The sequence below is a fragment of the Campylobacter concisus genome (genome assembly GCF_015679985.1).
GTDB lineage: Bacteria > Campylobacterota > Campylobacteria > Campylobacterales > Campylobacteraceae > Campylobacter_A > Campylobacter_A concisus_AC.
This window is the reverse complement of the sequence record NZ_CP049239.1, coordinates 873,875-898,835: the sequence shown is the minus strand read 5'-3', so window position 1 is coordinate 898,835 and position 24,961 is coordinate 873,875. Positions and strand designations below refer to the sequence as shown.

The following is a 24,961-nucleotide window of genomic DNA, read 5'->3' as shown; positions in this document are numbered from 1 at the left end:
ATGTGGCAAAAAGTAGCGCTTCTAGCACTTTTGGGAATGACAAATTTATATGCTTTGAGCCTAAATGGTACAGCACTGATAAAATCGCCCCTAAGCGTAGAGTTTGGGCTAGAAGATAAAGTCGATAAAAATTTTGTTGGTATGCTAAGCGATAAAAAGCTACTTTTGTGCCAACCAGCGTTAAATGGTACGGTTAGATTTAATAGTCAAAGCTTGCTACTTTTTACAAAAGATATGCACGCTGGTTTGGATTATAGCTGCAAGCTTGAAAACGGAAGTACTGCTAGTTTTACCACGAAAGAATTTGAGCTAACAAAGATAGAAAAAATAAGTGATAGCAAATATATAGTTAAATTTAATGATGAAGTAAATATTGAAGCTATCAAAAATATTGCCGTAAAAGATGCGAAATTTAAAGCAATTGAGCTTTCTAATAATAGCTTTGAGCTTAATCTTGATAAAAATTTAAGCAATCCGGTTTTTGATTTTGGTGAAAAATTTGAGAGCAAATTTGGCGCAACGCTTTCAGGTGAAACGATAGTAAATTTTGCCGATGAAATAAGCGAAGAAAGCGTAAATATAAATGATAATGCAAAGAGTCTTGAGATACCAGAAATTTATCCAGTAAGCCTTGATAATGGCATCTTGGGCTTTAGAATTTATCTAAAAAATTGGCTTGATGACGACATTAACTTAAAAAAATTTATAAACATTAAAGGTGTAAAAAACTTTAGCATTAGTGACGTTAAATATAGTGACAACTATGAAGAAAACTCAGAACTTAGCGAGTATTATTACTACATTGATATTACAAGTGATGATTTTAAGCCACAAAATAGTTATGAAATCACCATTAAGCCCGGTTTTGGCGATGATAGAAATGTAGTAAGAGAAGAAAGTAGCTATGAAGTAGTAGCTGGCAATCTCACTCCATTTGCAAATTTTATAAATAATGAGCCATATATCTCAAGCGTCGGTGAGATCGGTATCAGAAGTGCAAATTTGCCTGAGTTAAATGTAAGCATTGAAAAGCTAAGCGATCAAAATTTTAGATATTTTTTAAATTTTAATGACAATAACGAAGAGTTAAGCAACTTCAGCACAAAAGTGGCAAGCAAAAGTTATAAGCTTGATGGCGCATTAAATGAAATTTCGCTAAATAAAATCAAACTTGACTTTGCTGGAGCTGGAGACGGCGTTTATAAAATAAATTTAAACTACGGCAAGGATAAGAGCGTCTCAAAAGTAGTCTATCTAAGTGATATCGCCGTAAATGCAAAGCTTGGCAAGGATGAAATTTTCGTATTTGCAAATCGTCTTGGCGAAAATACAATGCTTCCAAACGCAAATGTGAAAATTTATGGCAAAAAGAACGAAGAAATCGCAGTTGGTGCGACAAATGATATAGGCGTTTTTAAATTTAACAAAAGAGATATTTACAAAGATATCTCTTCGGTGGTTGTCTCTCTTGGAAAAGAGCAAAATTTTCTTATTTTAAAAGAAGACGAAGCGTTAAATGAAGCGAAATTTATGAGTCAAAATGCCAGTGAGAGTATCGATGCGTACGTTCATTTTGCTTCAAATATCATAAGACCAAATGAGAGTTTAAAGGGTGCAATCTATCTAAGAGATAGAGATTTTAATCCTTTAAAAAATATGCCTATAAAGATAAAATTTTTCGATCCACAAGGCAAAAGTAGTGCTGAAATTTCAAAAAATACAAATGACGTTGGCTTGGTAAATTTTGAAAAAGAGATATTAAGCGATCTAAGCGGTAGATTTAATATGCAAGTAATTTACGCAAGCAAAGTGATCTCAAATGTGCCATTTTTTGTTGAGAGTTTTATGCCAAATAGGATAAAAAATGAGATAACGCTTGAGAGAGATAAATTTTTCGCAAATGAGCTTGTTAGAGCCAATCTAGCCAGCAACTATCTCTTTGGTGGCGCTGCTAGCGAGCTTGATGGCAGCATGCAGGTGAGCTTTTTTGATGATGAATATAAAAATAGTGAGTTTAAAGAGTATAAATTTAAAAACAATACGCTAAAACCAAGTGCTTATCCATCTTTTGAAAATGATCTCACTCTTTCAAAAGATGGCAAATCAAGCCAAATGATAGATCTTAGCTTTAGCACTAAAAATGCCTCTTCTATCATAACAGGCGTGATAAATTTCAATGTAAATGATGACGGCAAAAACGTAAGCGATACAAAAAGCTTTACGCTCTATCCTTATAAAGATATGGTTGGTATCGCAGCAAGCACGACATTTGCTGAGCCAAACGAAGATGTAAAAATAAGAACGGTTGTAGTAGATATGTCAAGTCAAAAGGCCGTAAAATCAAATTTAAAATTTGATATAAAACGCGTTACTTGGCAATACCAAAGAGATGCAAATGGCTATATAAAGTGGTTTCAAACGCTAGAAGATGTGGATAATTTTTATAAAGACAATGGCGAGTTTAGCTATAAATTTACACAAAGTGGCTCATATGTGATCATCGCTACAAATCTAGTAAGTGGAGCAAGCACAAGCCTTGATATGGACGTAAGTGGCTACAACTACTCAACTCTAGCACCAACAAAAGAGCTTAGCAAATCTCAAATCAAACTAAATAAAAATATCTACAAAAAAGGCGATGAACTAAGTGCTGATATAAGCTCAGCTATAAAAGAAGGTATCGCCCTTGTTACACTTGAAGATGGTGGCGTGAAAGCTTACAAGGTCGTTAAGATAAAAAACAACTCAGCAAATGTGAAATTTAAACTTGATTTTGATTTTAGCGGACTTTACGTGAGTGCAAATATCTACCGCATGACAGATGGCGGATTAACTCCGTTTAGGGCTTACGGTAAGGTTTATGCTAAAGCTGATAAGTCATCAAGGATACTTGATCTAAGTCTTGATGCACCAAATACGGCAAAAAGCGATGAAAACATAAAAATTTCACTAAAAACAAAGCCAAAAGCTTATGTGAATTTATTTATCACAGATGTTGGCGTGCTTGATATCACCTCACAAAAGCCGGCCGATCCACTTAAATTTTTTGACAAAATTTTACCAGATGGCGTCTTTGACTATGACATTTATAATATGCTCACAAACTATAAGGTCGAGGGCAAAACTTTAAGCTTTGGTGGCGATATGGCTGCACTTGCCATGGAGGCAAAAATGGCAAAACATGCTAGTCCAGTCGATAGCAAAAAAGTAAAAACATATGCAAATTTAGTAAGCCTTCAAGCTGACGATAATGGTGAAATTTCATACGAGTTTAAAACGCCAAATGGCTTTAACTCTGCCATTAGAGTAGATGTTGTGGCAAATAATGAAAATAGCATGAATGCGGTAAATAAAGAAATTTTAGTAAAAGATGATGTGATTATTAAGCCAAGTGCGTTAGTTTATCTGTTAAAAGGCGATGAGCTAAATGCGAACTTAAGACTCATAAACACAACAAATGAGGATAAAAATTTAACAATAAAAGTGGCTAGCAGTAAAAATTTAAACATCAAAACAAAAGAAAATACGAATTTAAAGCCGCTTGAGAATAAAGCCTTTACATTTAAAATTTCAGCTCTTGAAGCTGGAGCTGGCGAATACAATATAACAATAAGCGACAAAAATAGCTCAAAAACTGCTCAAAATTTACTTGATGTAGTTAATCCTTATACGATTAGCACCTATGCAAAAAGTAGCGTCTTTGACAAAGAGAGCATGATCTCTCTTCCAAAAGGCTTTCACAATGTTAGTATAGATGCGTCAAGCTCGGTCTCAAGCGTGCTATTAGCAGCTTCTAAAAATTTAGTCGAGTATCCTTACGGATGTGCAGAGCAAAGGAGCTCTAGACTGCTTGCGCTTTTAAATTTAAAGCCAAAAGATGAGCTTGAAAAAAATGATCAAAAGAGATTTATTGCAAGCGGTATGAGTGAGCTAATTAAGATGCAAAAACCAGATGGTAGCTTTGGCTACTGGAGCGATCTAGGTAGTACAAATGCATTTGCTTCGATCTATGCAACTGATGTGCTGCTTGATCTTGAAGAGGCTGGATATGAGCTAAATAAAAATGTAAAGCAAAGAGCATTAAATTCGCTCTTAAAATATACAAACACAGACATTGAAGCCCTATATGCTATTTATGTAAGCTCCCGCGCAAATGTTGCTGATAAATCAGTGCTAAATAAAATTTATGACCACAAAGCTTACAATACGACTGCACTTAATAAATATCTAATGGCAGCAGCTTTGAAACTAAATGGCTTAAATGACGAAGCAAAGGTGGTGCTAAAAGATATTAAAAAAGCTCAGATAGCTGATTACAGCAGGGATTATTCTAGCTTTGGCTCAAAGATGAGAGACAATGCATTTATCTTGTATCTACACGCAAAATATTTTGAGAAAAACGACTACTCAGATGATCTTGCAAATTTCTTGATCACAAATTTAAATGAGCTTAGCTCAACGCAAGAGCGCGCTTTTACACTTAGAGCGCTAAATGCCTACTTTGGCAAAGATGTTGGCGAGAAAAATAATAAATTTAAACTTAGCTACAACGGCGAAAGTAAAGAATTTGACGGCCTTTTAAGCGTATCATTTACAGCAAAAGATGGAAATTTTACCATCACTCCACTTGGTGAAAACAAGCTATATGCCTCCATCTTAAGCTACGCTTATGTGCCACTTGAGATTAAGCATAAAATAGAGCCAAAAGAGCTTGATATTTATAGAACGTTTGTCGATGAAAAAGGCAAAGAGCTAGGTCTTGACAGCCTAAGAGTAAATGATGTTGTCTATTCAAAAATAGTGATAAATTCTAAAGCTATGGTTAAAAATGGTGTAATAAACGAGATAGTAAGTAGCTGCTTTGAGCCAATAAATGAAAATCTAAGTGGCTTTAATAAGAGTCTTAAAGATAGCATTGAGCTTGAATATCAGAGCATAAAAGATGATCGCGTTTTAAGTTTTTATACATTAGATAGCGATAAGAGAGAGGCTGTGCTTTACACACCTTATCGTGTAAGACTTGGCGGCAAATGCTCGCTTGGTGCAGTCACAACTGAAAATATGTATAACGAAAGACAAAACGACTACGACCTAGCTCAGCGAAGCTTTACTGTCAAATAAGCCATATAAATTTTGGGGCGTTTAACCGCCCCAAGCCCATATTTCCCCACTTTTGCAAAGATTTTTTTAAACAAATTTTAGATAACATTAAGCATTTTTTAAACGAAAGAGGACACAAAAGTGGCAGAATTTTACAATGCAAAAGAGATAGAAGATAAATTTTATAAAATTTGGGAAGAACGCGGATACTTCGAGATAGACGCGAACAAAGATATTCAAAAAGATGGACGTAAATTTTGCATTATGATGCCACCTCCAAATGTGACTGGCTCGCTTCACATCGGACACGCCCTAACCTTTACACTCCAAGATATTATGACTCGTTACAAGAGAATGGACGGCTATAAGACACTTTGGCAACCAGGCCTCGACCACGCTGGCATCGCTACTCAAAACGTAGTTGAAAAGCAGCTTTTAGCTCAAGGCATCAAAAAAGAAGAGCTTGGACGTGAGAAATTTGTAGAAAAAGTGTGGGAGTGGAAGGAGAAAAGCGGCGGCATGATCGTCCATCAAATGCGCAAACTTGGTATAACTCCGGCTTGGTCTCGTCAAAGATTTACTATGGATGAGGGTTTAAGAAAAGCTGTAAAAAAAGCCTTTGTAAATTTATACGACAAAGGACTGATCGTTCAGAAAAACTATATGATAAACTGGTGTACGCATGATGGGGCGCTTTCTGACATCGAGGTTGAGCACAAAGAAAACAAAGGCAAACTTTATCATTTGAGATATTATTTTGCAGATAAGCCAAGTGAATTTGTTGTTGTTGCGACTACTCGTCCAGAGACCTACTTTGGTGACACCGCTGTAATGGTAAATCCAAACGACGAGCGCTATAAAAATTTAATCGGCAAAAAGGTGGTGCTACCTATCATAAATAGAGAGATCGAGATCATCGCAGACGAGCATGTTGATATGGAATTTGGAACAGGCCTTGTTAAGGTCACGCCTGCACACGATCAAAATGACTACGAGGTTGGCAAAAGGCACGATCTTGAGTTTATTACTGTCTTTGATGAAAAGGGTATTTTAAACGACAGGTGCGACAAATTTGCAGGACTTGAGAGGCTTGAGGCTAGAGACATCGTCATGGCCGAGCTTGAAAAACTTGGCAATGTCGAAAAGATAGAAGACTACGAAAATCAAGTAGGCTACTGTTACCGCTGCAAAAATGTCGTCGAACCATACATCTCAAAGCAGTGGTTTGTCAAAAAAGAGATCGCAGACGAAGCGATACAAAAGGTCTCTGAAGGCCTTACCAAATTTTATCCGCCGCACTGGATAAACAGCTTTAACGCGTGGATGAGAGAACTAAGAGACTGGTGTATCTCACGCCAGCTTTGGTGGGGACACCAAATTCCAGTATTTTACTGCGATGATTGCGGTCATATGTGGGCTGACGAAGGCGAGCCGTGTGAGTGCAAAAAATGTAAAAGTAAAAACATCCACCAAGACCCAGATGTGCTAGATACGTGGTTTAGCTCCGGTCTTTGGCCATTTAGCACGCTTGGCTGGGGAAATGAAAATGAACTAAAAAATGAAAAATGGTTTGAAGGCGACCTTGCCGAGTTTTATCCAAACAACCTTCTCATAACTGGCTTTGATATATTATTTTTCTGGGTTGCTAGGATGATGTTTCAGGGTGAAAATGCCCTTGGTAAGCTGCCATTTGACGATATCTATCTGCACGCGCTTGTAAAGGATGAATTCGGCAGAAAGATGAGCAAGAGTCTTGGTAACGTCATCGATCCGCTTGATAGCATAAATGAATATAGCGCCGATATATTGCGCTTTACGCTAACACTTCTAGCCGTTCAAGGACGTGACATCAAGCTAAGTGATGCCAAGATGAAGCAGGTAAGAAATTTCACAAACAAGCTTTATAACGCAAGCAAATATCTCATGCTAAATGAGAGCAAATTTGAAAATTTAGAAGACATCAAGCTTCAAACAAAGCTTGGAATTTATATGAATAGCCGCTTTAACGAGTGTGTAAGAGAGGTACGCGAAAATATCGACGCCTACCGATTCAATGACGCAGCAAACACACTTTATAAATTCCTTTGGGATGAGTTTTGCGACTGGGGCATCGAGCTTAGCAAGGCTGATAAAGCGAGCGTAAAAGAGCTTGGAAGTATATTTAAAGAGGCGATGAAGCTGCTAAATCCTTTCATACCGTTTCTTTCAGAGTACCTATTTCAGGAGCTTAGCGGTACACAGCTTGAAAATGCAAAATCGATAATGGTGATGAGCTACCCAGAAGTAAAAGAGCGAAATTTAGATGTTGAGAAGAAATTTGAGCTAGTTATCGAAGCGATCGTGGCTATTCGCCGTGCAAAAGCGACCATAGATCTTGGCAACTCAAAGATAGCAAAAGCTTTTGTTAAATTTAATGAAAAAATAGATCTTGACGAGGTTAAAGAGTATATCAAGCTGCTTGCAAAATGCGAAGAGATTGGCTTTGTAGATGAGAAAATCGAAAATTCAATAAGAGACGTGAGTGAAAATTTAGAGTCATTTGTCCCGCTTGAAGGGCTTGATATGAGCGGTATCATCACAAGGCTAAGGTCTCAAAAGACAAAGCTTGAAAAAGAGATAGCCAAACTCTCAGGCATGCTAAATAATCAAAATTTCGTAGCAAACGCACCAAAAGAGGTCATAGAGACAAACAAAGAGGCGCTAGAGAGCGCTGAGGCTAAATTTAAAAAAGTATGCGAAGAGCTAGAAGCTCTTGGCGAGTAGGTTTTGCGGCAAAAGTTGAAGGGTAGCGTTTTATCTTTGGCAGCTTGTAGTTGCCACGCTACCATTGGCGCTAATACATTGTCTTATTAAAGTGAAATTTATCGCCCTGCACTACCTTGCATGTAAATTTAAAGGATAAAAAATGAGTGAAAAAATAAAAATAGCAGTTTTAGGATATGGAAATTTAGGTCGTGGCGTCGAGCTTTCGGTGCGAAATAGCAAGGATTTGGAGCTAACAGCAGTCTTTAGCCGCAGAGATCCAAGTAAGGTAAAAACGTGTGGCGCGCCAGTATTTAGCGCGGATGAAATTTTATCGCACAAGGGCAAATTTGATGTTTTAGTGCTTTGCGGTGGCAGCGCAACCGACCTTCCAACGCAGACGCCAGAGTTTGCAAAAGAGTTTAATGTCGTCGATAGCTTTGACACGCACGCTAAAATACCAGAGCATTTTGCCGCAGTGGACGCAGCTGCTAAAAAAGGTGGCAATGTAGGCGTCATCGCTGTTGGCTGGGACCCGGGGCTATTTTCACTAAATAGACTATTTGGCGAGAGTGTGCTTGAAAACGGCAGCAGTTACACATTTTGGGGCAAAGGCGTGAGTCAAGGCCACTCAGACGCTATCCGCAGGATAAAAGGCGTCGTGGACGCTCGTCAATACACGGTGCCCATAGATAGCGCACTAGAGCGAGTACGCGCTGGGGAAAATCCAAATTTAACCACAAGAGAAAAACACTTGCGCGATTGCTACGTCGTGGCAGAGGACGGCGCTGATAAGGCACGCATCGAGCATGAGATAAAAACGATGCCAAACTATTTTGCCGACTACGACACAAGCGTGCATTTTATAGATATTGAAACGCTTAAAAAAGAGCATAGCGGTATCCCACATGGGGGATTTGTGCTGCGAAGTGGAGTGAGCGGAGAGCATGGCGAGAACAAACACTTGATCGAGTTTTCGCTAAAACTTGACTCAAATCCAGAATTTACAGCAAGCGTACTTGTAGCCTATTCCCGTGCGGCATATCGCTTGGCACAAAGAGGCGAGCGCGGCGCATTTAGCGTATTTGACATAGCTCCAGCACTTCTTTCACCAAAGAGTGCAGATGAGCTAAGGCGCGAAATTTTATAAGATGACGCACTTTTAAAAATAAGGAAAATTTAGTGATAAAAATAGAAAATTTAACCAAATTTTATGGTGATACACAGATCCTTTTTGATATAAATTTAGAGGTTAAAAAGGGTGAAATTTTTGCTATCGTGGGACACAGCGGTGCTGGCAAATCAACGCTTTTAAGATGCATAAACGGGCTTGAGAGCTATCAAGGTGGCAGCCTAAAAGTCTTTGATAAAGAGATAAAAAATTTAGATGAGACGCAGCAGAGACATTTAAGGCGAGATGTTGGGATGATATTTCAGCATTTTGCTTTGATGGCTAGAAAAAACGTCTTTGAAAACGTGGCTACTCCGCTTAAATTTTGGGGTTACAAAAGCTTTGAGACCGAAAAAAGAGTGAGAGAGCTTTTAAATTTAGTCGGTCTTGAAAATAAGGCAAAAAGCTATCCAAGCGAGCTAAGTGGCGGTCAAAAACAGCGTGTGGCGATCGCTAGAGCGCTTGCTTTAAATCCTAAAATTTTACTAAGCGACGAGGCGACTTCGGCTCTTGATCCAAACACGACAAATCAAATTTTAGAGCTGCTTGAAAAGATAAACAAAGAGCTAGATATCAGCGTCGTAATCGTCACGCACGAGATGGAGGTTGTAAAATCGATCGCAAAACGTGCGATACTACTAGAAAGTGGCAAGATCATAGGCTCTGGAAGTATTGAAGAGTTATTTTTAAAGCCAGACGAGAAGATGAAAGAGTTTTTGGGTGAAGTTGAAATTTTGCCAAGCACTGGCACAAATATCAGGCTATTTTTCCCAAAAGAAGTGGCTCAAAACAGCGTGATCACACACATGGCAAGAAGCCTAAATATCGACTTTAACATAGTCTGGGGCAAACTTGAGAAGCTAAACGAAAATGTTCTTGGCTCGCTTGTCATAAACATAGATGAAAAAGATAAAGAAAACGTACTTAACTACATCAAGCAAAGTGGCGTTTTATGGGAGGTTGCTTGATGTTTGGTATTGATTTTTCTAAATTTCCAGATGTATTTTCTAGGATACTTTTGCCAGCTATCGGCGAGACGTTATATATGAGCATAGTCTCCACCCTACTCGCCTTTGCCATAGGCCTAATACCTGCGGTTTTGCTCATACTTTCAGATAAAGATGGACTAAAGCCAAACAAACAACTTTATTTTGTGCTAGATATCATTATAAACGTGCTTAGAAGCTTTCCGTTTATTATTTTAATTATCGTGCTCTTTCCAGTTACGAAAATGATCGTAGGCACAAGTATCGGCACTACGGCTGCGATCGTTCCGCTAACTATTGGCGCGGCTCCGTTTGTAGCAAGGCTCATTGAAAATGCTCTAAAAGAGGTTGATAAAGGCATTATTGAAGCTGCTCAAAGCTTTGGAAGCTCGAAATTTCAGATCATATTTCGAGTCATGTTTGTAGAAGCACTTCCTGGCATTATCTCGGCATTTACGCTAACGCTTATTGTAAATATCGGCTTTTCAGCGATGGCTGGTGCGGTTGGCGGTGGCGGACTAGGATCTGTCGCTATAAACTACGGATATCAAAGATTTCGCCCAGATATCATGCTTTACACCGTGGTTATTCTTATTATTATGGTTCAAATTTTTCAAGTTTTAGGTAACTACTTATATAAAATTTCTAAAAAATAGGCCTTTGTTTTTATCTGATTTTAAGCTTTTTTCCTTAAAATTGCCCGAATTAATTTTTAGCTGAAAGGATAAAAGATGAAATCAGATATGTGCCACATGTGCCGCCTATTAAAAAACGCGTCGTCGAAAGACTAATCTCTAAGCACAGAATTTCTTTTTAAGTGCTTAGAACTAGCTTAAGCGCTTAAAAAGAAATTTAACCCTCTAGCTTAAATTTATCCTTTTTTGGTGCTTGGCAAATTTTAAAAGGATAATAAATGAAAAAACTACTTCTTACTTCTTTAGTTGCTCTTGGTCTTAGTGTAAGTGCAAATGCAGCTGATAAATCAAAAACAATAATCGTTGGTGCTACACCTATCCCTCATGCTGAAATTTTAGAGGTTGTAAAGCCTATTTTGGCAAAAGATGGCTATACGCTTGAGATCAAAGAATTTAACGACTACACTACGCCAAACCTTGCAACAGAAGATGGCGATTTAGATGCAAATTTCTTTCAGCACCTTCCATATCTTGAAGAATTTAACAAAAACAAAGGCACTCATCTTATAAAAACAGTTGGCGTTCATCTTGAGCCAATGGGAGTTTATTCTAAAAAGATAAAAGACATCAAAGATCTAAAAGATGGTTCGACCGTATCTATCCCAAATGATCCGACAAATGAAAGCCGTGCTTTAGATATCCTTGCAAATGCTGGACTTATTAAGCTAAACGATAATCCACTAAAAACTCCGCTTGATATAGTTGATAACCCTAAAAAGTTTAAGTTTGAAGAGATAGAGACTGCTCAAGTACCAAGAACACTTGATGACGTTACTATCGCGGTTATTAACACAAACTATGCTCTAAATGCTAATCTTAATCCGGTAAAAGACGCACTTGTGCTTGAAAGCAAAAATAGCCCGTATGTAAACTACGTTGTAGTAAAGTCTGGTAACGAAAATAGCCCTAAAATAAAGGCTCTTGATAAAGCAATAAACTCATCAGAAGTTAAAAAATTTATCGAGATAAAATACAACGGTGCTATCCTTCCAGCGTTTTAATTAAAAATTTAAATAAGCGACGTAAAAGCTTTTACCTTTTTAGCGTCGCTTAAACCAAACAAAAAAGGAAAAACAATGAAATTTATCAAACTTTTAACCGCATCTTTAGTTGCTCTAAGCCTTAACGCAGCCGACAAAGACCACACTATCGTAGTCGGCGTCTCACCAGTACCACACGCTGAAATTTTAGAATTTGTAAAGCCAAAGCTAAAAGATAAAGGCTACGACCTTGTTATCTCTGAAATTTCAGACTACTCTATCCCAAATGTCGCCACAGAAGATGGCAGCTTGGATGCAAATTTCTTTCAGCATTTACCATATCTTGAGGAGCAAAACAAGGCTAGAGGCTTGCATCTTGTAAGTGTTGCAAATGTCCATGTCGAGCCACTTGGCTTTTACTCTAAAAAGATAAAAAACATAAAAGAGTTAAAAGATGGTGCAAAAGTTGCGATCGCTTATGATCCATCAAATGGTAATAGAGCACTTAGAATTTTAGAAAAAGCTGGTCTTATTGAGATCGATAAAAACGTAAAAGTTGCAACTATAAATGACATAACTAAAAATTCTAAAAATTTACAGTTTGTAGAGCTTGAGGGTGCTCAGATACCAAGAACGCTTGATGATGTCGATATCGCTGCCATTAGTACAAATTTTGTCCTTGATCTTGGTATGAGCGTGGCAAAAGACGCACTTTTGCTTGAGGATGCCAACAGTCCTTACGCTAACATCATCGTCACAAAGGCTGGCAACGAAAATAACCCTAAAATCAAAGCTTTGATTGATGCAGTGCTTAGCCCCGATACTAAAAATTTCATCATCACTCGCTATAAAGGCGAAGTCATACCTGCATTTTAAAAATGGGGCGAGCTTTCGCCCTATTTTGCTTCTACTTTCATCTGGTTTTAATAAGCTACAAACTCTCTTTATTTTTGTCAAAAAGCTTAAGCTATGCTTTGCTAAAATGGCTCACTTTAAAATTTTTCAGGAATTTAAATGCTGCATGATGTTATTGATTTTATAGTTGCGAGCGTAAGTAGCTGGGGTTATGCTGGCATATTTATCATGATGTTTTTAGAAAGCTCATTTTTTCCATTTCCAAGCGAGGTCGCAATGATACCTGCTGGCTATTTGGCACATAAAGGTGAAATGAGTTTAATTTTGGCCTTTCTTGCAGGTACGCTTGGAAGCCTGCTTGGAGCTATTTTTAACTACTATCTTTGCTATTTTTTTGGTCGCGAGATCGTTTTAAAATACGGCAAATTTGTGGGAATCACTCACGAAAAAATGGATAAATTTGAAGCATTTTTCAATAAACACGGCGAAATTTCTACATTTAACTCACGTCTGATTCCTGGCATTCGTCAATACATAAGCCTGCCAGCCGGACTTGCTAAGATGAACATTTTTAGATTTTGCCTATTTACCACGCTTGGCGCTGGGATTTGGTGTGCTGTTTTGCTTGGAGTTGGCTATTTTTTAGGTTCAAATCCTGACAAACAGACACTTTTTTTAATCACGATCACTCTTTTAGCTGTAGTTGCAGTAATAAGCGTGGTCTATATAATAAAGCAAAGAAAAGGCTAAATACATATAAAAGTATGTAAAATTTAATGTATTTTCTAAAATTTGGCTCAAGGTTTTAGCTAAATTTAGTCTAGTAAATCTCTCTCATCTTCTCTAATCTAGCTAAATTTCTTGAAATTTTATCTAGCTCAAATTTACTGAATACTTCATCACCAGAATAGAAAAATCTAACTTTTGGGGCTTGATCTAAAGTAGAAATTTTTAGTCCAAGCTCACTTATGAGTCGGTTTATTGTCCCTTCGTTGCCATCAATTATGCTTATATTTGATGGCAAAATTTCTCTTAGGCTATCTTTAAAATAGTTAAAGTGCGTGCAGCCAAGCACCAAAAAGCCAAATTTGCTTAGAACAAATTTGTCTAACTCTTCTTTTAGATATGATTTCACATTCTCGGTGTCAAATTCCCCATTTTCAGCAAAATTTACAAGGCGTGGTAGAGCGAGCAGCTCAGTCTTATCTTTTGCGTGTAAATTTGCGATCAGCTCTTTTAATTTTGCACCATTTACGGTGACCGGAGTGGCTATGACAAGCGTCTTTAAGGCATCATTATGGCTTAAGTCATGAGCTTTTTTTACAGCTGGCTCCATGCCGATTATGGGTACATTTAAATTTGCTCTAAGCTCTTTTATCGCCACGCTTGTTGCCGTATTACAAGCTACTACAACGGCGTTTGCGCCATTTTCTATGAGAAATTTCACCGCATCAAAGCTAAATTTTAAGATCTCATCCCTACTCTTTTGTCCGTATGGGACATTTTTCACGTCTGCGTAATATAAAAATTCATGCTCACTAAGCTTGCTTAAAGCTTCATTTAAGACGCTCAGCCCGCCAAGTCCTGAGTCAAATATACCTATCTTCATGCCCTTCCTTAAAGCCTGCAATTATAGCAAATAATATCTTTGTAAGCCGTTTTTTATTATACTTTGGCACTTTTTAAACTTGGAGTTAAATTTTGGCAGTTGATAAGATCATTTTCTATCTTTGTTCGACTTTGATCGCTATAAGTATTATTTTTTCACTATCTTTGCCAGTTTTTACGGTTTTATTTTTTAATTACGACGAATTTCACTTTTTCATCCGCCAGTTCATTGTTGGTTGTATTGGAATTTTCATTATGTGGTGGCTTTCTAGGCTCAATCCTGAAAAGACGCTTGTTTGGATAGGGTTTGGCCTTCTTATATCTTGCGGTATCGCCATGGGGCTAATGCATGCATTGCCAGCTTCTATGGTGACTGATGCTGGTGGTGCTAGGCGTTGGATCAGGCTACCTGGTTTTTCACTAGCTCCAGTTGAGTTTTTTAAAATCGGTTTTGTCTACTTCTTGGCTTGGAGTTTTACTAGAAAATTTAGTGAAGGCAAAAGGACCTTGCTAGATGAGGTTAAGATACTTATGCCTTATATTATTCTTTTTGGTGTTGCTATCTTTCTTATCGCTGTTATGCAAAATGACCTTGGTCAAGTGGTCGTACTGGCGCTTACATTTGTGACGATGGCACTTTTTGCAGGAGCAAGTGCGAGACTTTTTAGCATCGGTATCTTAGGAGCTGCTTTTGTTATGACAGTAGCGATAATCAGCTCTGAGCATAGAATTTTACGTATAAAGTCATGGTGGGGCACGATACAAAATATGGTGCTTTCTTTCTTGCCTGATAGCGTTGCAGATGTATTAAGAGTGGCTGATGCGCCAGAGCCATATCAAATTTCTCACTCGTTAAACGCTATAAAGCATGGCGAATTTTTCGGCGAAGGGCTTGGCGCTGGTATCTTTAAACTTGGCTTTTTAAGTGAGGTTCATACTGACTTTGTACTAGCTGGTATCGCTGAAGAGGTTGGTGTATTTGGTATTTTGTGTATCGTAGCTATATTTATAACGCTACTTTATAGAATTTTTAGAATTTCAGCTAGAAGCGAAAATAAGGTCTATCATTTATTTACGCTTGGTGTCGGGCTTATATTATCGTTTTCATTTTTAATGAATAGCTATGGCATCACATCGATCACGCCTATCAAAGGTATTGCTGTGCCATTTCTTAGTTACGGCGGTAGCTCTGTGCTTGCGATTTGTATCGGTATCGGCATGGTTTTGATGGTTAGTAAAAGGGCAAAATTATGATTGTTATTTGCGGTGGAGGTACTGGTGGGCATTTAGCGATCGCAAGAAGCTTTTGCGAGGAGCTAAATAGACGAGATATTAAGCCTATATTTATCGGCTCAACTAGTGGGCAAGATAAATTTTGGTTTGAAAATGACGAGAATTTTTTACAAAAATTTTTCTTACCAAGTAGTGGCGTAGTAAATAAAAGAGGCTTTGCTAAGCTAAAATCACTAACAAATATCGTAAATCTTGCCTTAAAATGTAGAAAAATTTTTAAGCAAAATGACGTTAAGGCAGTCATTAGCGTTGGTGGCTATTCAGCAGCTCCAGCGGCCATTGCGGCAATCATCTCAAAAGTGCCACTTTTTATCCACGAACAAAATGCTGTAATGGGTAAATTAAATAAAATTTTAAAGCCTTATGCGAAAGACTTTTTTAGCTCTTATGATGAAGCTTTGCCCTACCCTTACCCAGTGGCAAAGAAATTTTTCGATAGTGCAAGAGTGAGAGAGGAGCTAAAGACTATTTTGTTTTTAGGAGGCTCGCAAGGTGCAAAAGCGATAAACGAGCTAGCTATAAATTTAGCTCCATATCTTAAAGAAAAAGGCATAAATATAATTCATCAATGTGGTAAAAACGGCTTTGATGAACTTAAAAAAAGATATGATGAACTTGGCTTTAATGAAACGAATTTAGAAATTTTTGAATTTAGTAAAGAGATAGAAAATAAGATGAGCAAGGCTGACCTTGCCATATCAAGAGCAGGAGCTAGCTCGCTTTGGGAGCTTTGTGCAAATGCTTTGCCATCTATCTTTGTGCCGTTTCCTTATGCTGCTGGTAATCATCAATACTACAATGCAAATTTTTTAAAAGATAAAGGCATTGCTGAAATTTGCTTGCAAAATGGAGAAAATTTAGACAAAGATGAAGTTATAAGAATGATAGAAAATTTTGATCTAAACAAAAGCAGTAAAGCTCTAAAAGAGATCCTTCTGCCAAATGGAGCAAAAGAGATAATTGATAAAATTTTAAACTAGCTCCTCGCCTATCGCACAAGCTTTTAGTTCTTTTAGCTCAAAGATTAAGTAGTGATAAATAAGCTCATTTGTGTTTAAAATTTTTGCACTAAAGACTGGTTTTATCATAGTTATTATCTTGTCAGTTATACCCGCGATCTCCACCAGTAAAAGCTCATCTTTGCGTTGCTTTGCAGCCTTAATACAATTATAAAAGAACGTATAAATTATCTTAAAATTTTGCAAAATAACATTTGAAACTATCCTAGAATGAATATGCAAAACATTATGTATGCGCTCTTGTAGAGTATTTAGCTCCGCAAGTATTGATTTTATTTGAGTAGTATCTGTTGTCCTAGAAAAGAGATTTTTCGCTTTATTTTTGTTTTGTATTTGATACTCTGCTACCAAAATTTCTATTATATTTAAAATGGCGACATAGCTTTCTTGTAAATTTTCATTTGCCTTAAAGCTCACACCGTTTTTCTCAATTTTATAATTTAAGCTTCTCTTTATCTGCTCCAAATAAGTACTAATGTTTTCATAATAGTCCTCTGTATTGAAGACACTTTTAAAGAAATCGCTTTCACCTTTTAAATTTGCAAGCTTTTTTTTAAGTTCATCAGCGTTTTTATTAAACTCAACAACCCCAACTGCCAACCCGATCTCGTGCTCACTATTTTGTTCTAATGCTGTCAAACTTTCTTTTAGTACCAAAATTTGTTTTTGAATATTTTGAAAATCCATTTTTTCTCTTTTAATTTTTTTGCTTATTTTACTATAAAAATTATGAAGTTTGTCATTAAGAATTAAAAAGATGGTGCGCCCGAGAGAATTCGAATCTCTGACCTTTTGAACCGCAATCAAATGCTCTATCCAGCTGAGCTACGAGCGCACAAGAAAGTTAAGTCGAGATATTAGCTAAACTTTCCTTAAAGAAAAATTGTATTCATTTTAATTTTATAACTGTTTTAGTAAAATCCGATAAAAATAAAAGGAGCAAAAATGAATGATTTTTTCGATAGTTTAAAAGAGATAAAAAAAGAACTTACTAAAGAGCAAGGTGAGATCAAAAAAACTCAAAAAGAAGCCGTTTCTCATACAAAAGAAGAGGCGATCTTGTATAAAGAAAATAAACTAAAAAACGAATTTGCAGAGTACATTAAAGGTCAAAATATAAGAAAAATATAAATTTGGAATGCTTATTGCTAAAACATGTAATATTTTATGTGGAGTAGGCAATGAAAGTTACGCAAACATTAGAATCTCTAAGCATTTTAACTGATAATGACACTTTGTTTCGTGAGCTTAGAGATATGATAAGCAGAAATTTTACAAAAATTTTATCTAATAAAAATAAGGTTATTTCGTTTTATGAAGAGAGCGAAATCCCACAACGCAAGTGCTTTTTAAAATTTATAAAAAAACTTTATGAAAAGCAAAGTGATGATAAGCTTGATATTCGTTTTGCAAACTATAAAACCATAAAGCTTGGCTTTGTTCAAAAAAATACCCTAACTCCAGTCATTAGTCTAAACGTAAATTTTGTAAAAAATGAAGTCAAATTTGAACTAAAAGATGCACTTTGCAGAGACTTTGCTAGCTATATCAGCGAGAGTCTGGCAAAAAGCAATATTGCTTTTAGCAAAAATGATGATTTTTTAAACATCACCATCTCAAATGACAACGACATAAACACATTAAACAAACTACTCTACAAAAGAAACTATCCAAAATTTAGCGTAAATTTTATCTATGATGAAAAAGACTACAAAGCCTTTAAACAAGGCATAAAAATAAAAAGCTCATCTAAATTTGTAAGCAGATTTTCTGTGCTTGCAAATTTACTTGAGGAAAATTTTGAGATTTTAGGTTGCAAAAAAGATGATGACTTTGAAACTATCAGGCAAAGCTATCTTTCACTCGTAAATATCTATCACCCAGACAGGCACGCCAACAAAAATCCTCTCATACAAGAAGAATACGCAAAGAAATTTAAAAATATTCAATCTGCTTATGAGAGCCTAAAACCATACTTTAAAAATCAAGAAAATTTTGTGATGGTTGGCTAGAGCACGGCTTACCACAATGGCTATTAAAAAGAGCGAAAATGAATGGTGAAATGTTTAATATATGCGCCATTATTGTTGCCGTAAAGCAGGCCATAAAGTCAAATTCTCCTATCCTATATAATGGCACTAGCTACGAAAATAGTATAAATTTTCACTTTCTCTCAGATCATAGGGCAAATGGCGTAAATGAGTGGTTTGAGCATGCATTAAAGCTTGGATTGAGAGATGTAAGACTTACTGCAAATTTAACTGGCTCATCAGATGAACGTTTATTGCTTAGCTTTTCAAACTCTACCGCAAAATCGATCATTTGCATTTTTAAAGAGCACATAAGCTGCTTCGTGCCCTACTGGAAATACAACAAAGATCAAAGAGACTGGAACATAGTATATAAAGAAATTGGTCTTGAAAAAGATGTTAATTTAGAAAATTTTAGCGACAACACAGAAGCTTTTATGGCCATACTTACCAAGATAGCAGCCTTTGCAGATGAGATAGAGTGTGAGAATTTTGGTGAGTGTTTTCGCAGGGCATTAAAATCACTTAGATCTTCAAGCAATGATGATCAAAAGATATTTAATGCACCGCTTATGCCAAAGAAAAATTTAGCTCTTTTTGCTGCGGCAAGCTTGGCTGATGTCTTTGGCGGTATGGGCTCTTGGAACGACGATGCAGCGGGCATGGCACAATATAAAAAACGTGGCAAAGAGTACGAAGAGCTTAGTAGCGAACTTTTTGCACAGATGCGCAAGGCCATACTTTTTGCTGTAAATGAGTGGTAGTTAGCCGTTTATCTGATAGACTCTTTTTCGCTGGCTTGAGCTTCCGATATTTAGGATTTTGCGGTATTTTGTGATGGTTCGGCGAACGATTTGGATGTTAAATTTAGCTTGTATGAGCTCTTGGATTTTTAGATCAGAAAGTGGCTTTTTGTGGTCTTCATTTTTGATAAGCTCTAGCAAAAATTCCTTTATCGCAGCGTTTGAGGTCTCATCGTCAAAGCCAGTTGAAAAGAAATTTTTAAGTGCGACCGTACCTCTTGAACAGCTTAGATATTTGTTTGCGATCGCTCTTGATATGGTTGAAGGGTTGCGCCCAAGCTCGTCTGCTAGGTCTTTTAGCTTCATGGGCTTTATGTCGCCGCCCAAGAAGTAGTCATACTGGTACTCAACTATCATAAGCCCTATCTTATAAAGCGTCGCTTTTCTCATCTCAAGTGCGTCTATGAGCTCGCTTGCCTCTTTTATGCGCGAGCTTACAAAAGCCTCTTTCTCGTCTAATCCCTCGGTATCAACCAAAATTTCTGGATAGTACTCATCATTTATCTGCACACTTATGCCACTGCTTGTGCTTAGCACGAAGATATCAGGCACCGCCTCTTTTTCATCTTCGAGATACTCAATGGCCGGGGGATTTTTAAATTTTTTTATAATCTTTAGCGCATCGTCGTAAAATTTAAGTTTTCTAAGCTTTTCTATATTTTCAAAATTTAAGATAATCTTTTTCGCACACTCTATGATCTCATCACTTGCCTCTACCTCGCTTAGCTGAAACAAAAAGCTATCTTTCACATCTTTTGCGCCCACTCCACATGGCTCAAGGTAGGCAAATCTCGCCCTAACTCGCTCCACCTCGCTCTCGCAAAAATCAGCAAAAATTTCATTATCATAGGAAAAATAGCCCTCATCGTCTAAGCACTCGATGATCTTATATGCGATATCTTGAGACTTTTGCGTGGGGAAAAGTGGCGGATTTATCTGGCTAACGAGCTTTTCATAGAGGCTTTCTTTATAGATGCTTAAAGCCTCGATGCTCTCGCTAACCGAGTTTTTGCTAACCTGCTCGAAAAAATTTCGCTTTTTCTCGCTTTTTTCTAAATTTTTATGCTCAATTGTGGCAAATGGATTGTCTTTTATAAAAGGCTCAAGCGTCTCTTTTAGCTCATCAAGCCCGCTTTGAAGTATAGGAAGCCAACTTCGTAGCGTTTGGTTTAGCTTAATCTTTGGCGCTAAAGTTTGCTTTTGCCTTAGCATCATCTACTCAAGCAGCTTAAATTCTTCGCCAAGATAGTGCGTTCTAACGAGCTTGTTGTTTGCCACTTCGCTCGCACTGCCGCTTGCTAGTAGCGAGCCATCTTTGATGACGTAGGCTCTGTCACAAATAGCTAGCGTCTCACGAACGTTGTGGTCGGTTATCAAAACGCCGATACCTAGCTTTTTAAGGTCTCTAACAATACTTTGGATGTCGCTAACTGCGATAGGATCGACGCCTGCAAATGGCTCATCAAGCAGCAAAAATTTTGGCTTTATGATGAGGCTTCTAGCTATCTCACAGCGTCTACGCTCGCCACCACTTAGGCTAACACCCTTTCTTAGGCGAATAGGCTCGATATTTAGCATATTTAGCATCTCATTTACTCTTTTTGCTATCTCTTCTTCGCTTTGATTTAAAATTTCAGCCCCAAGAAGTAAATTTTCTTCGACACTTAGCTCTTTAAATATGCTTGACTCTTGCGGCAAATAGCCAATACCAAGGTGCGCTCTTTTGTGAAGTGGCACGTTTGTGATCTTTTCGTCATTTAAAAAAACATCTCCGCTAGTTGGCGAGATGAGTCCGCAAATCATATAAAAAGTAGTCGTCTTTCCAGCACCATTTGGCCCAAGAAGCCCCACCACTTCGCCGCTATTTACCTCTAAAGATATACCTTTTATGATCTCACTTTTCTTTATCGTCTTTTTTAGATCTTTTACTTCTAGTTTATGCACTTATAACCTCGTATTTTCTGCCATTTTTGCTAGGAGAAATTTTTACTAACGTATAGCTCTCGCCGTTTTTCTTTAAAGCTTTTTCTAAATTTTCATCGCTCCACTCTACTAGATGAAGCCCCTCTTCAAACAAATTTTCAAAAAGGCCGTTTTTTGCCATCCCGTCAAATCCGATCTGATAAATGTCGTAGTGGTAGATATCTTTACCATAAATTTGCATCAAAGAAAACGTAGGCGACGTCACGCTCTCATCTATGCCATGAGCCTTGATGATCGCCTTTACAAGCGTCGTTTTGCCACTTGCTAGATCGCCACTTAGTAGCACCACGCCACTTTTTGGTAGCACCTGCACAAGCCGGTCTAGCTCATTTTCTAAAAGCTCAAAAACCATCAAAGCTCTTTTATATATTCGCTTTGAGTGCTTTTTGGTATGCTTTTTGTAGTTGGGATCGCTAGCACCTCGTATCTCGCCTCACGCGTTAGAAATTTGATGCTAACCACATCGCCAACCTTAACATCTTTTGCCGCTTTTGCCTGCACGCCGTTGATACTCACAACGCCGCTTTTGCACATATCTTCGCTAACGGCACGCCTTTTGGTGATATTTACTACGTTTAAAAATTTATCTACTCTCATGCGGCGGATTTTAACAAAAATAGCCTTAAATTTTTAATCCTTTAGATATTTTAAAAGCTCTTTTAAATTTAGAGGTATGACGCTGCCATGGGTTTCATTTTTAAAAAGCTCAAAGTGAGAATTTACGCCGCTTTGCTTTAAAATTTGGGCTAGATCGCTCGCCTTTAAAATGCCAGCTTTGTCTGTTTTGCCCTTTCTCTTTTCAAGCTCACCAACGCTAAGAAAGACAAATTTGGCCTTTAGCTTCTCTTTAAATTTATCCTCACTCACGTTTTGCTTTAAAATTTCAGATTCACCCCACCAAAGAGATGGCGAAGCGATAAAGAAATTTGAAAATACGCCCTCATTTTTTAGTAAGGCATAGAGCGTAAAAAGACCGCCAAAAGAGTGACCATAAAGACTTTTTTGACTATCTTGCACGTTAAATTTCTCATCGATTAGCGGCACTAAATTTTTAGTTAAAAAGTGGTAAAACGCATCTGCGCCACCACCTTTACTAAACTCCTCACCCTCTGCCTTTGGCGTGAGGTCTCTTGTGCGTTTTTCTACTTCATAGCTTTTGTCTGTGTCATATCCTATGCCTATTATTAGCGGTGCAGCCTTGCCATCAAATTCATTTAAGAGCATGTTAAACTGGGCGTTTGCGTCAAGCAAGAAAAGCACATTTTTAAACTCATTTTGCCCTTTCAGCTTGGCTGTGAAAATTTTATAAATTTCATTATTTGCGCTCATTTTAAAGGTTGAAATTTCAAATTTACTAGCGGCTTTTTGGCTTAATGACTCAGGCGTTTGACTAGGTCCTGCGTGCAAAGTCTGTGCCACACCAAGCGTAAAAAGCAAAAATTTAAACGCTCTTACCATTTTGCAGCGACCTTAAACCAAAATCTCCTACCCTCTTGCGGATACCAGTAGTAGTTGCCGTCGTCTGCTAGCGCCTCATCGTATCTTACTTTATCAAAGATATTGTAGGCATTTAGGCTAAGTGTTAGGTGTTTATTTGCATCCCAGCTTACACCTGTATCAAATGTGAGTAAATTTTTGTCATTTTCACTCACTTTATTGCCAGGGCCAAATTTCACACTAGTAAGCTTGCTCTCATAGTTTGTGGTGAAGAATGTTTTTACACTCTTAATTGGTTTATAAGCAAGTGTTGCATGAAATGCATGCTCTGGGGTTGCTGTTAGGCTTTTTGCATCAAGTCTGCCAAGATTTGTCTCACTAAATTTCATAGGGCCTCTTGGCGTATTTATCGTTGGGTTGCCAGTTTTTATCTTTGACTTATTATAGGTGTAGTTTGAGGTTAGATTTAGATTTGAAAGGATGTCGTAGTCACCACTTAGCTCCACTCCCCAAACGGTCGCACCCTCAATGTTAAAGTAAGTTCCCCAGCCAGGGCAAGTAACGTCTGGTGCATTTGTGCAAGTACCAAAAGCTGGAATTCTATTTACATTACTGCCGTCAGTATCTAGGATCTTGTCTTTAAATTCATTTTTAAAAAACATTACCGAGCCTCTAAAATCAGCCTGATTGTCATAATATGCACCAACTTCGTAAGTTATACTTTTTTCTGGCTTTAGATCTTTGTTTCCAAAATCAACTATTTTCCAAGCATTTTGAATAGTGCCTACTTCTGGGGAGATTTGATTGACATTTGGCGTTTTATAGCCAGTTGCTACGCCACCTTTTAAGCTTAGCGTATCTGTGGCATTATAGACTAGGTAGGCTCTTGGCGAGAGGTGGTTGCCAAAGAATTCGTTGTGCGTGAGTCTTGTGCCAAGTGTTAAAAATAGCTTCTCATCTAAAATTTGCCACTCATCTTCGATAAATCCCGCATGCTCACTCATCGAGTAGCTTTTTGGACTTTCGAGGCCATTTTTTGAGGCGTTTGAGACGATGAAGGTCGTGCCGACATTTTGTTTGCTAAAGTCATAGCCAAAAGTTAGTGCGTGAGCACCAAGAAAGGTTGTAAATTTTGAATTAAAGTTGTAATTTTTAGCTTTTGCAGGTATGAATTTATCAAAAAGGCTCGTTCTTTGCGTCTGATCATAGATGTAGCTAAGATCGACATTTAGGTTATCAAATTCGCCAAGATAGCCCACGCCATAGCTCTTTTTCTCATAGTCATAGGCGTTTAGAAGTCTATTTGTTCTAGTAGTGGCTGACTTTCCAACAGTTCTTGAGTAATCATGCCTTTCATTTGAGCCAAGGATGAAAAATTTATTGTGTTCATCTGGTGTGATCCAAAGTTTTGCGCTTAAATTTCTCTTATCGCTCTTTTGATATCCGCCTTTATAGTTGTCCTCATCTCTTAGTTTTTTATAGCCCCAAAGCTGAAGCGCTAAAAACTCTTTATAAAGTGGCAAATTCAGATAAAAGTCCCCCTGTCTACCATCACCTATGCCTTTGTGCGTGTTTATCGTGGTTGAGATGCCGACGTTGCCGTTAAATTTTGAAAAATCTTTTTTAGTGATGATATTTATCACGCCACCAACTGCGTCGCTACCATAAAGCGAGCTCATAGGTCCGCGGATGATCTCTATGCGCTCGATCGCTTCAGCTGGTGGGATGAAATTTGAGTTCATATCCCCTGCTCCGCCCTTTGGATTTGCGCTGCTTGAATTTACCCTTTTGCCATCAATTAAAACTAGTGTTTGTGAGCTTTCCATGCCACGTATTGAGATACCACTAGCTGGACCGTCCTCACCGCCAACGACATTTACGCCTGGCACTTTTTGGGCGATAGAGTGGAGCGAAGTAAAGCTATCTTTTGTAAGCTCATCGCCACTTATCACGCTTATGCTCGCAGGAGCCTCTTTGATCTGCTGCGAAAAGCCACTCGCACTTACTACAACACCATCAAGCCTTGTTTCGTTATTGTCTTTATGCTCTGCTCCAAAGAGTGAATTTGCCACACAAACACTAAGGCAGATGGCAATAAATTTTGTTTTTCTCACGACTATCCTTTTAAAAATTTAATTTGAAAAAGTTTGAAATTTAACAAAGTATCTTTTAAAACAATATTAATTATCATAATTTTAAATACTAATCTTTTTTATAAAATTTTCTAAGAAAAAACTTACATTATTTATTAAATTAGTT

21 protein-coding genes and 1 tRNA gene are annotated in these 24,961 nt (G+C 37.6%); 13 read left to right on the top strand and 9 right to left on the bottom strand.

What is annotated here, in order from left to right; all coding sequences use genetic code 11:
• The 8 genes from G5B98_RS04615 (at position 1) to G5B98_RS04580 (ending at position 13,279) form a co-directional block, all read left to right on the top strand.
• Entirely contained in the window at positions 1-5,121 is a 5,121-nt protein-coding gene (locus G5B98_RS04615) for an alpha-2-macroglobulin family protein (RefSeq protein ID WP_196086165.1), read from the top strand.
• Between the two features lie 120 nt (positions 5,122-5,241).
• Positions 5,242-7,863, top strand: a complete 2,622-nt coding sequence (locus G5B98_RS04610) for a valine--tRNA ligase (protein WP_196086164.1) — start codon at positions 5,242-5,244, stop codon at positions 7,861-7,863.
• A 142-nt stretch (positions 7,864-8,005) separates the two neighbouring features.
• Positions 8,006-8,992 carry a diaminopimelate dehydrogenase gene (locus G5B98_RS04605; protein ID WP_196086163.1) on the top strand — a complete coding sequence of 329 codons (987 nt, stop codon included), beginning with the start codon at positions 8,006-8,008 and terminating at the stop codon, positions 8,990-8,992.
• A 32-nt stretch (positions 8,993-9,024) separates the two neighbouring features.
• Positions 9,025-9,981 carry a methionine ABC transporter ATP-binding protein gene (locus G5B98_RS04600; protein ID WP_196086162.1) on the top strand — a complete coding sequence of 319 codons (957 nt, stop codon included), beginning with the start codon at positions 9,025-9,027 and terminating at the stop codon, positions 9,979-9,981.
• Entirely contained in the window at positions 9,981-10,655 is a 675-nt protein-coding gene (locus tag G5B98_RS04595; protein ID WP_103624927.1) for a methionine ABC transporter permease, read from the top strand. The genes G5B98_RS04600 and G5B98_RS04595 overlap by 1 nt, the downstream gene beginning before the upstream one ends.
• Positions 10,656-10,912: 257 nt before the next feature.
• Positions 10,913-11,695, top strand: a complete 783-nt coding sequence (locus G5B98_RS04590; protein WP_196086161.1) for a MetQ/NlpA family ABC transporter substrate-binding protein — start codon at positions 10,913-10,915, stop codon at positions 11,693-11,695.
• Between the two features lie 75 nt (positions 11,696-11,770).
• A complete protein-coding gene (locus tag G5B98_RS04585; RefSeq protein ID WP_196086160.1) occupies positions 11,771-12,550 on the top strand; it encodes a MetQ/NlpA family ABC transporter substrate-binding protein in 780 nt (259 codons plus the stop codon).
• Positions 12,551-12,688: 138 nt separating this feature from the next.
• Positions 12,689-13,279 carry a DedA family protein gene (locus G5B98_RS04580; RefSeq protein ID WP_196086159.1) on the top strand — a complete coding sequence of 197 codons (591 nt, stop codon included), beginning with the start codon at positions 12,689-12,691 and terminating at the stop codon, positions 13,277-13,279.
• A 70-nt stretch (positions 13,280-13,349) separates the two neighbouring features.
• Here G5B98_RS04580 and murI read toward each other — a convergent pair whose 3' ends face one another.
• Complete coding sequence (gene murI, locus G5B98_RS04575; protein WP_196087323.1) at positions 13,350-14,138, bottom strand: glutamate racemase; 789 nt, start codon at positions 14,136-14,138, stop codon at positions 13,350-13,352.
• Positions 14,139-14,230: 92 nt separating this feature from the next.
• Here murI and G5B98_RS04570 point away from each other — a divergent pair, with 92 nt between their 5' ends.
• Both G5B98_RS04570 and murG read left to right on the top strand, forming a co-directional pair.
• Complete coding sequence (locus G5B98_RS04570) at positions 14,231-15,391, top strand: FtsW/RodA/SpoVE family cell cycle protein (protein WP_087585894.1); 1,161 nt, start codon at positions 14,231-14,233, stop codon at positions 15,389-15,391.
• Positions 15,388-16,410 carry an undecaprenyldiphospho-muramoylpentapeptide beta-N-acetylglucosaminyltransferase gene (gene murG / locus G5B98_RS04565; protein WP_196087322.1) on the top strand — a complete coding sequence of 341 codons (1,023 nt, stop codon included), beginning with the start codon at positions 15,388-15,390 and terminating at the stop codon, positions 16,408-16,410. Before G5B98_RS04570 ends, murG begins: the two co-directional genes overlap by 4 nt.
• Here the strand turns inward: murG and G5B98_RS04560 are convergent.
• Both G5B98_RS04560 and G5B98_RS04555 read right to left on the bottom strand, forming a co-directional pair.
• Positions 16,402-17,136: an imidazole glycerol phosphate synthase gene (locus G5B98_RS04560; RefSeq protein ID WP_107784848.1), complete on the bottom strand. Its 735-nt coding sequence runs from the start codon at positions 17,134-17,136 to the stop codon at positions 16,402-16,404. The genes murG and G5B98_RS04560 overlap by 9 nt on opposite strands.
• Before the next feature lie 71 nt (positions 17,137-17,207).
• A tRNA-Arg gene (locus tag G5B98_RS04555) sits at positions 17,208-17,284 on the bottom strand.
• A 110-nt stretch (positions 17,285-17,394) separates the two neighbouring features.
• On the opposite strand from G5B98_RS04555, the gene G5B98_RS04550 reads away from it, so the two are divergent.
• Genes G5B98_RS04550 through G5B98_RS04540 form a run of 3 tightly spaced genes read left to right on the top strand, consistent with a single transcriptional unit; the run spans position 17,395 to position 19,243 of the window.
• Complete coding sequence (locus tag G5B98_RS04550) at positions 17,395-17,580, top strand: hypothetical protein (RefSeq protein ID WP_087578813.1); 186 nt, start codon at positions 17,395-17,397, stop codon at positions 17,578-17,580.
• Positions 17,581-17,630: 50 nt separating this feature from the next.
• Positions 17,631-18,461: an adenylosuccinate lyase gene (locus G5B98_RS04545; RefSeq protein WP_196087321.1), complete on the top strand. Its 831-nt coding sequence runs from the start codon at positions 17,631-17,633 to the stop codon at positions 18,459-18,461.
• Between the two features lie 38 nt (positions 18,462-18,499).
• Positions 18,500-19,243, top strand: a complete 744-nt coding sequence (locus G5B98_RS04540; protein ID WP_196087320.1) for an RNA polymerase subunit sigma — start codon at positions 18,500-18,502, stop codon at positions 19,241-19,243.
• Here the strand turns inward: G5B98_RS04540 and G5B98_RS04535 are convergent, their stop codons facing one another.
• The 6 genes from G5B98_RS04535 to G5B98_RS04510 are packed head-to-tail and all read right to left on the bottom strand — an operon-like array spanning position 19,244 to position 24,816.
• Positions 19,244-20,494 carry an RNA polymerase factor sigma-54 gene (locus tag G5B98_RS04535; protein WP_232524626.1) on the bottom strand — a complete coding sequence of 417 codons (1,251 nt, stop codon included), beginning with the start codon at positions 20,492-20,494 and terminating at the stop codon, positions 19,244-19,246. It lies immediately after the preceding gene.
• A gap of 3 nt (positions 20,495-20,497) precedes the next feature.
• Positions 20,498-21,226 (bottom strand): LPS export ABC transporter ATP-binding protein, encoded by a 729-nt coding sequence (lptB, locus tag G5B98_RS04530; protein ID WP_103559271.1) that lies wholly within the window; start codon positions 21,224-21,226, stop codon positions 20,498-20,500.
• Entirely contained in the window at positions 21,219-21,617 is a 399-nt protein-coding gene (gene tsaE / locus G5B98_RS04525) for a tRNA (adenosine(37)-N6)-threonylcarbamoyltransferase complex ATPase subunit type 1 TsaE (RefSeq protein WP_196087318.1), read from the bottom strand. The genes lptB and tsaE overlap by 8 nt, the downstream gene beginning before the upstream one ends.
• Positions 21,617-21,862 carry an RNA-binding S4 domain-containing protein gene (locus G5B98_RS04520; RefSeq protein ID WP_196087317.1) on the bottom strand — a complete coding sequence of 82 codons (246 nt, stop codon included), beginning with the start codon at positions 21,860-21,862 and terminating at the stop codon, positions 21,617-21,619. Before G5B98_RS04520 ends, tsaE begins: the two co-directional genes overlap by 1 nt.
• Positions 21,863-21,895: 33 nt before the next feature.
• A complete protein-coding gene (locus tag G5B98_RS04515) occupies positions 21,896-22,723 on the bottom strand; it encodes an alpha/beta hydrolase (protein WP_196087316.1) in 828 nt (275 codons plus the stop codon).
• The gene (locus G5B98_RS04510) at positions 22,717-24,816 is read right to left on the bottom strand and encodes a TonB-dependent receptor domain-containing protein (protein WP_232524620.1); all 2,100 of its coding nucleotides are present in this window, start codon (positions 24,814-24,816) and stop codon (positions 22,717-22,719) included. Before G5B98_RS04510 ends, G5B98_RS04515 begins: the two co-directional genes overlap by 7 nt.
• Positions 24,817-24,961: the final 145 nt, after the last annotated feature.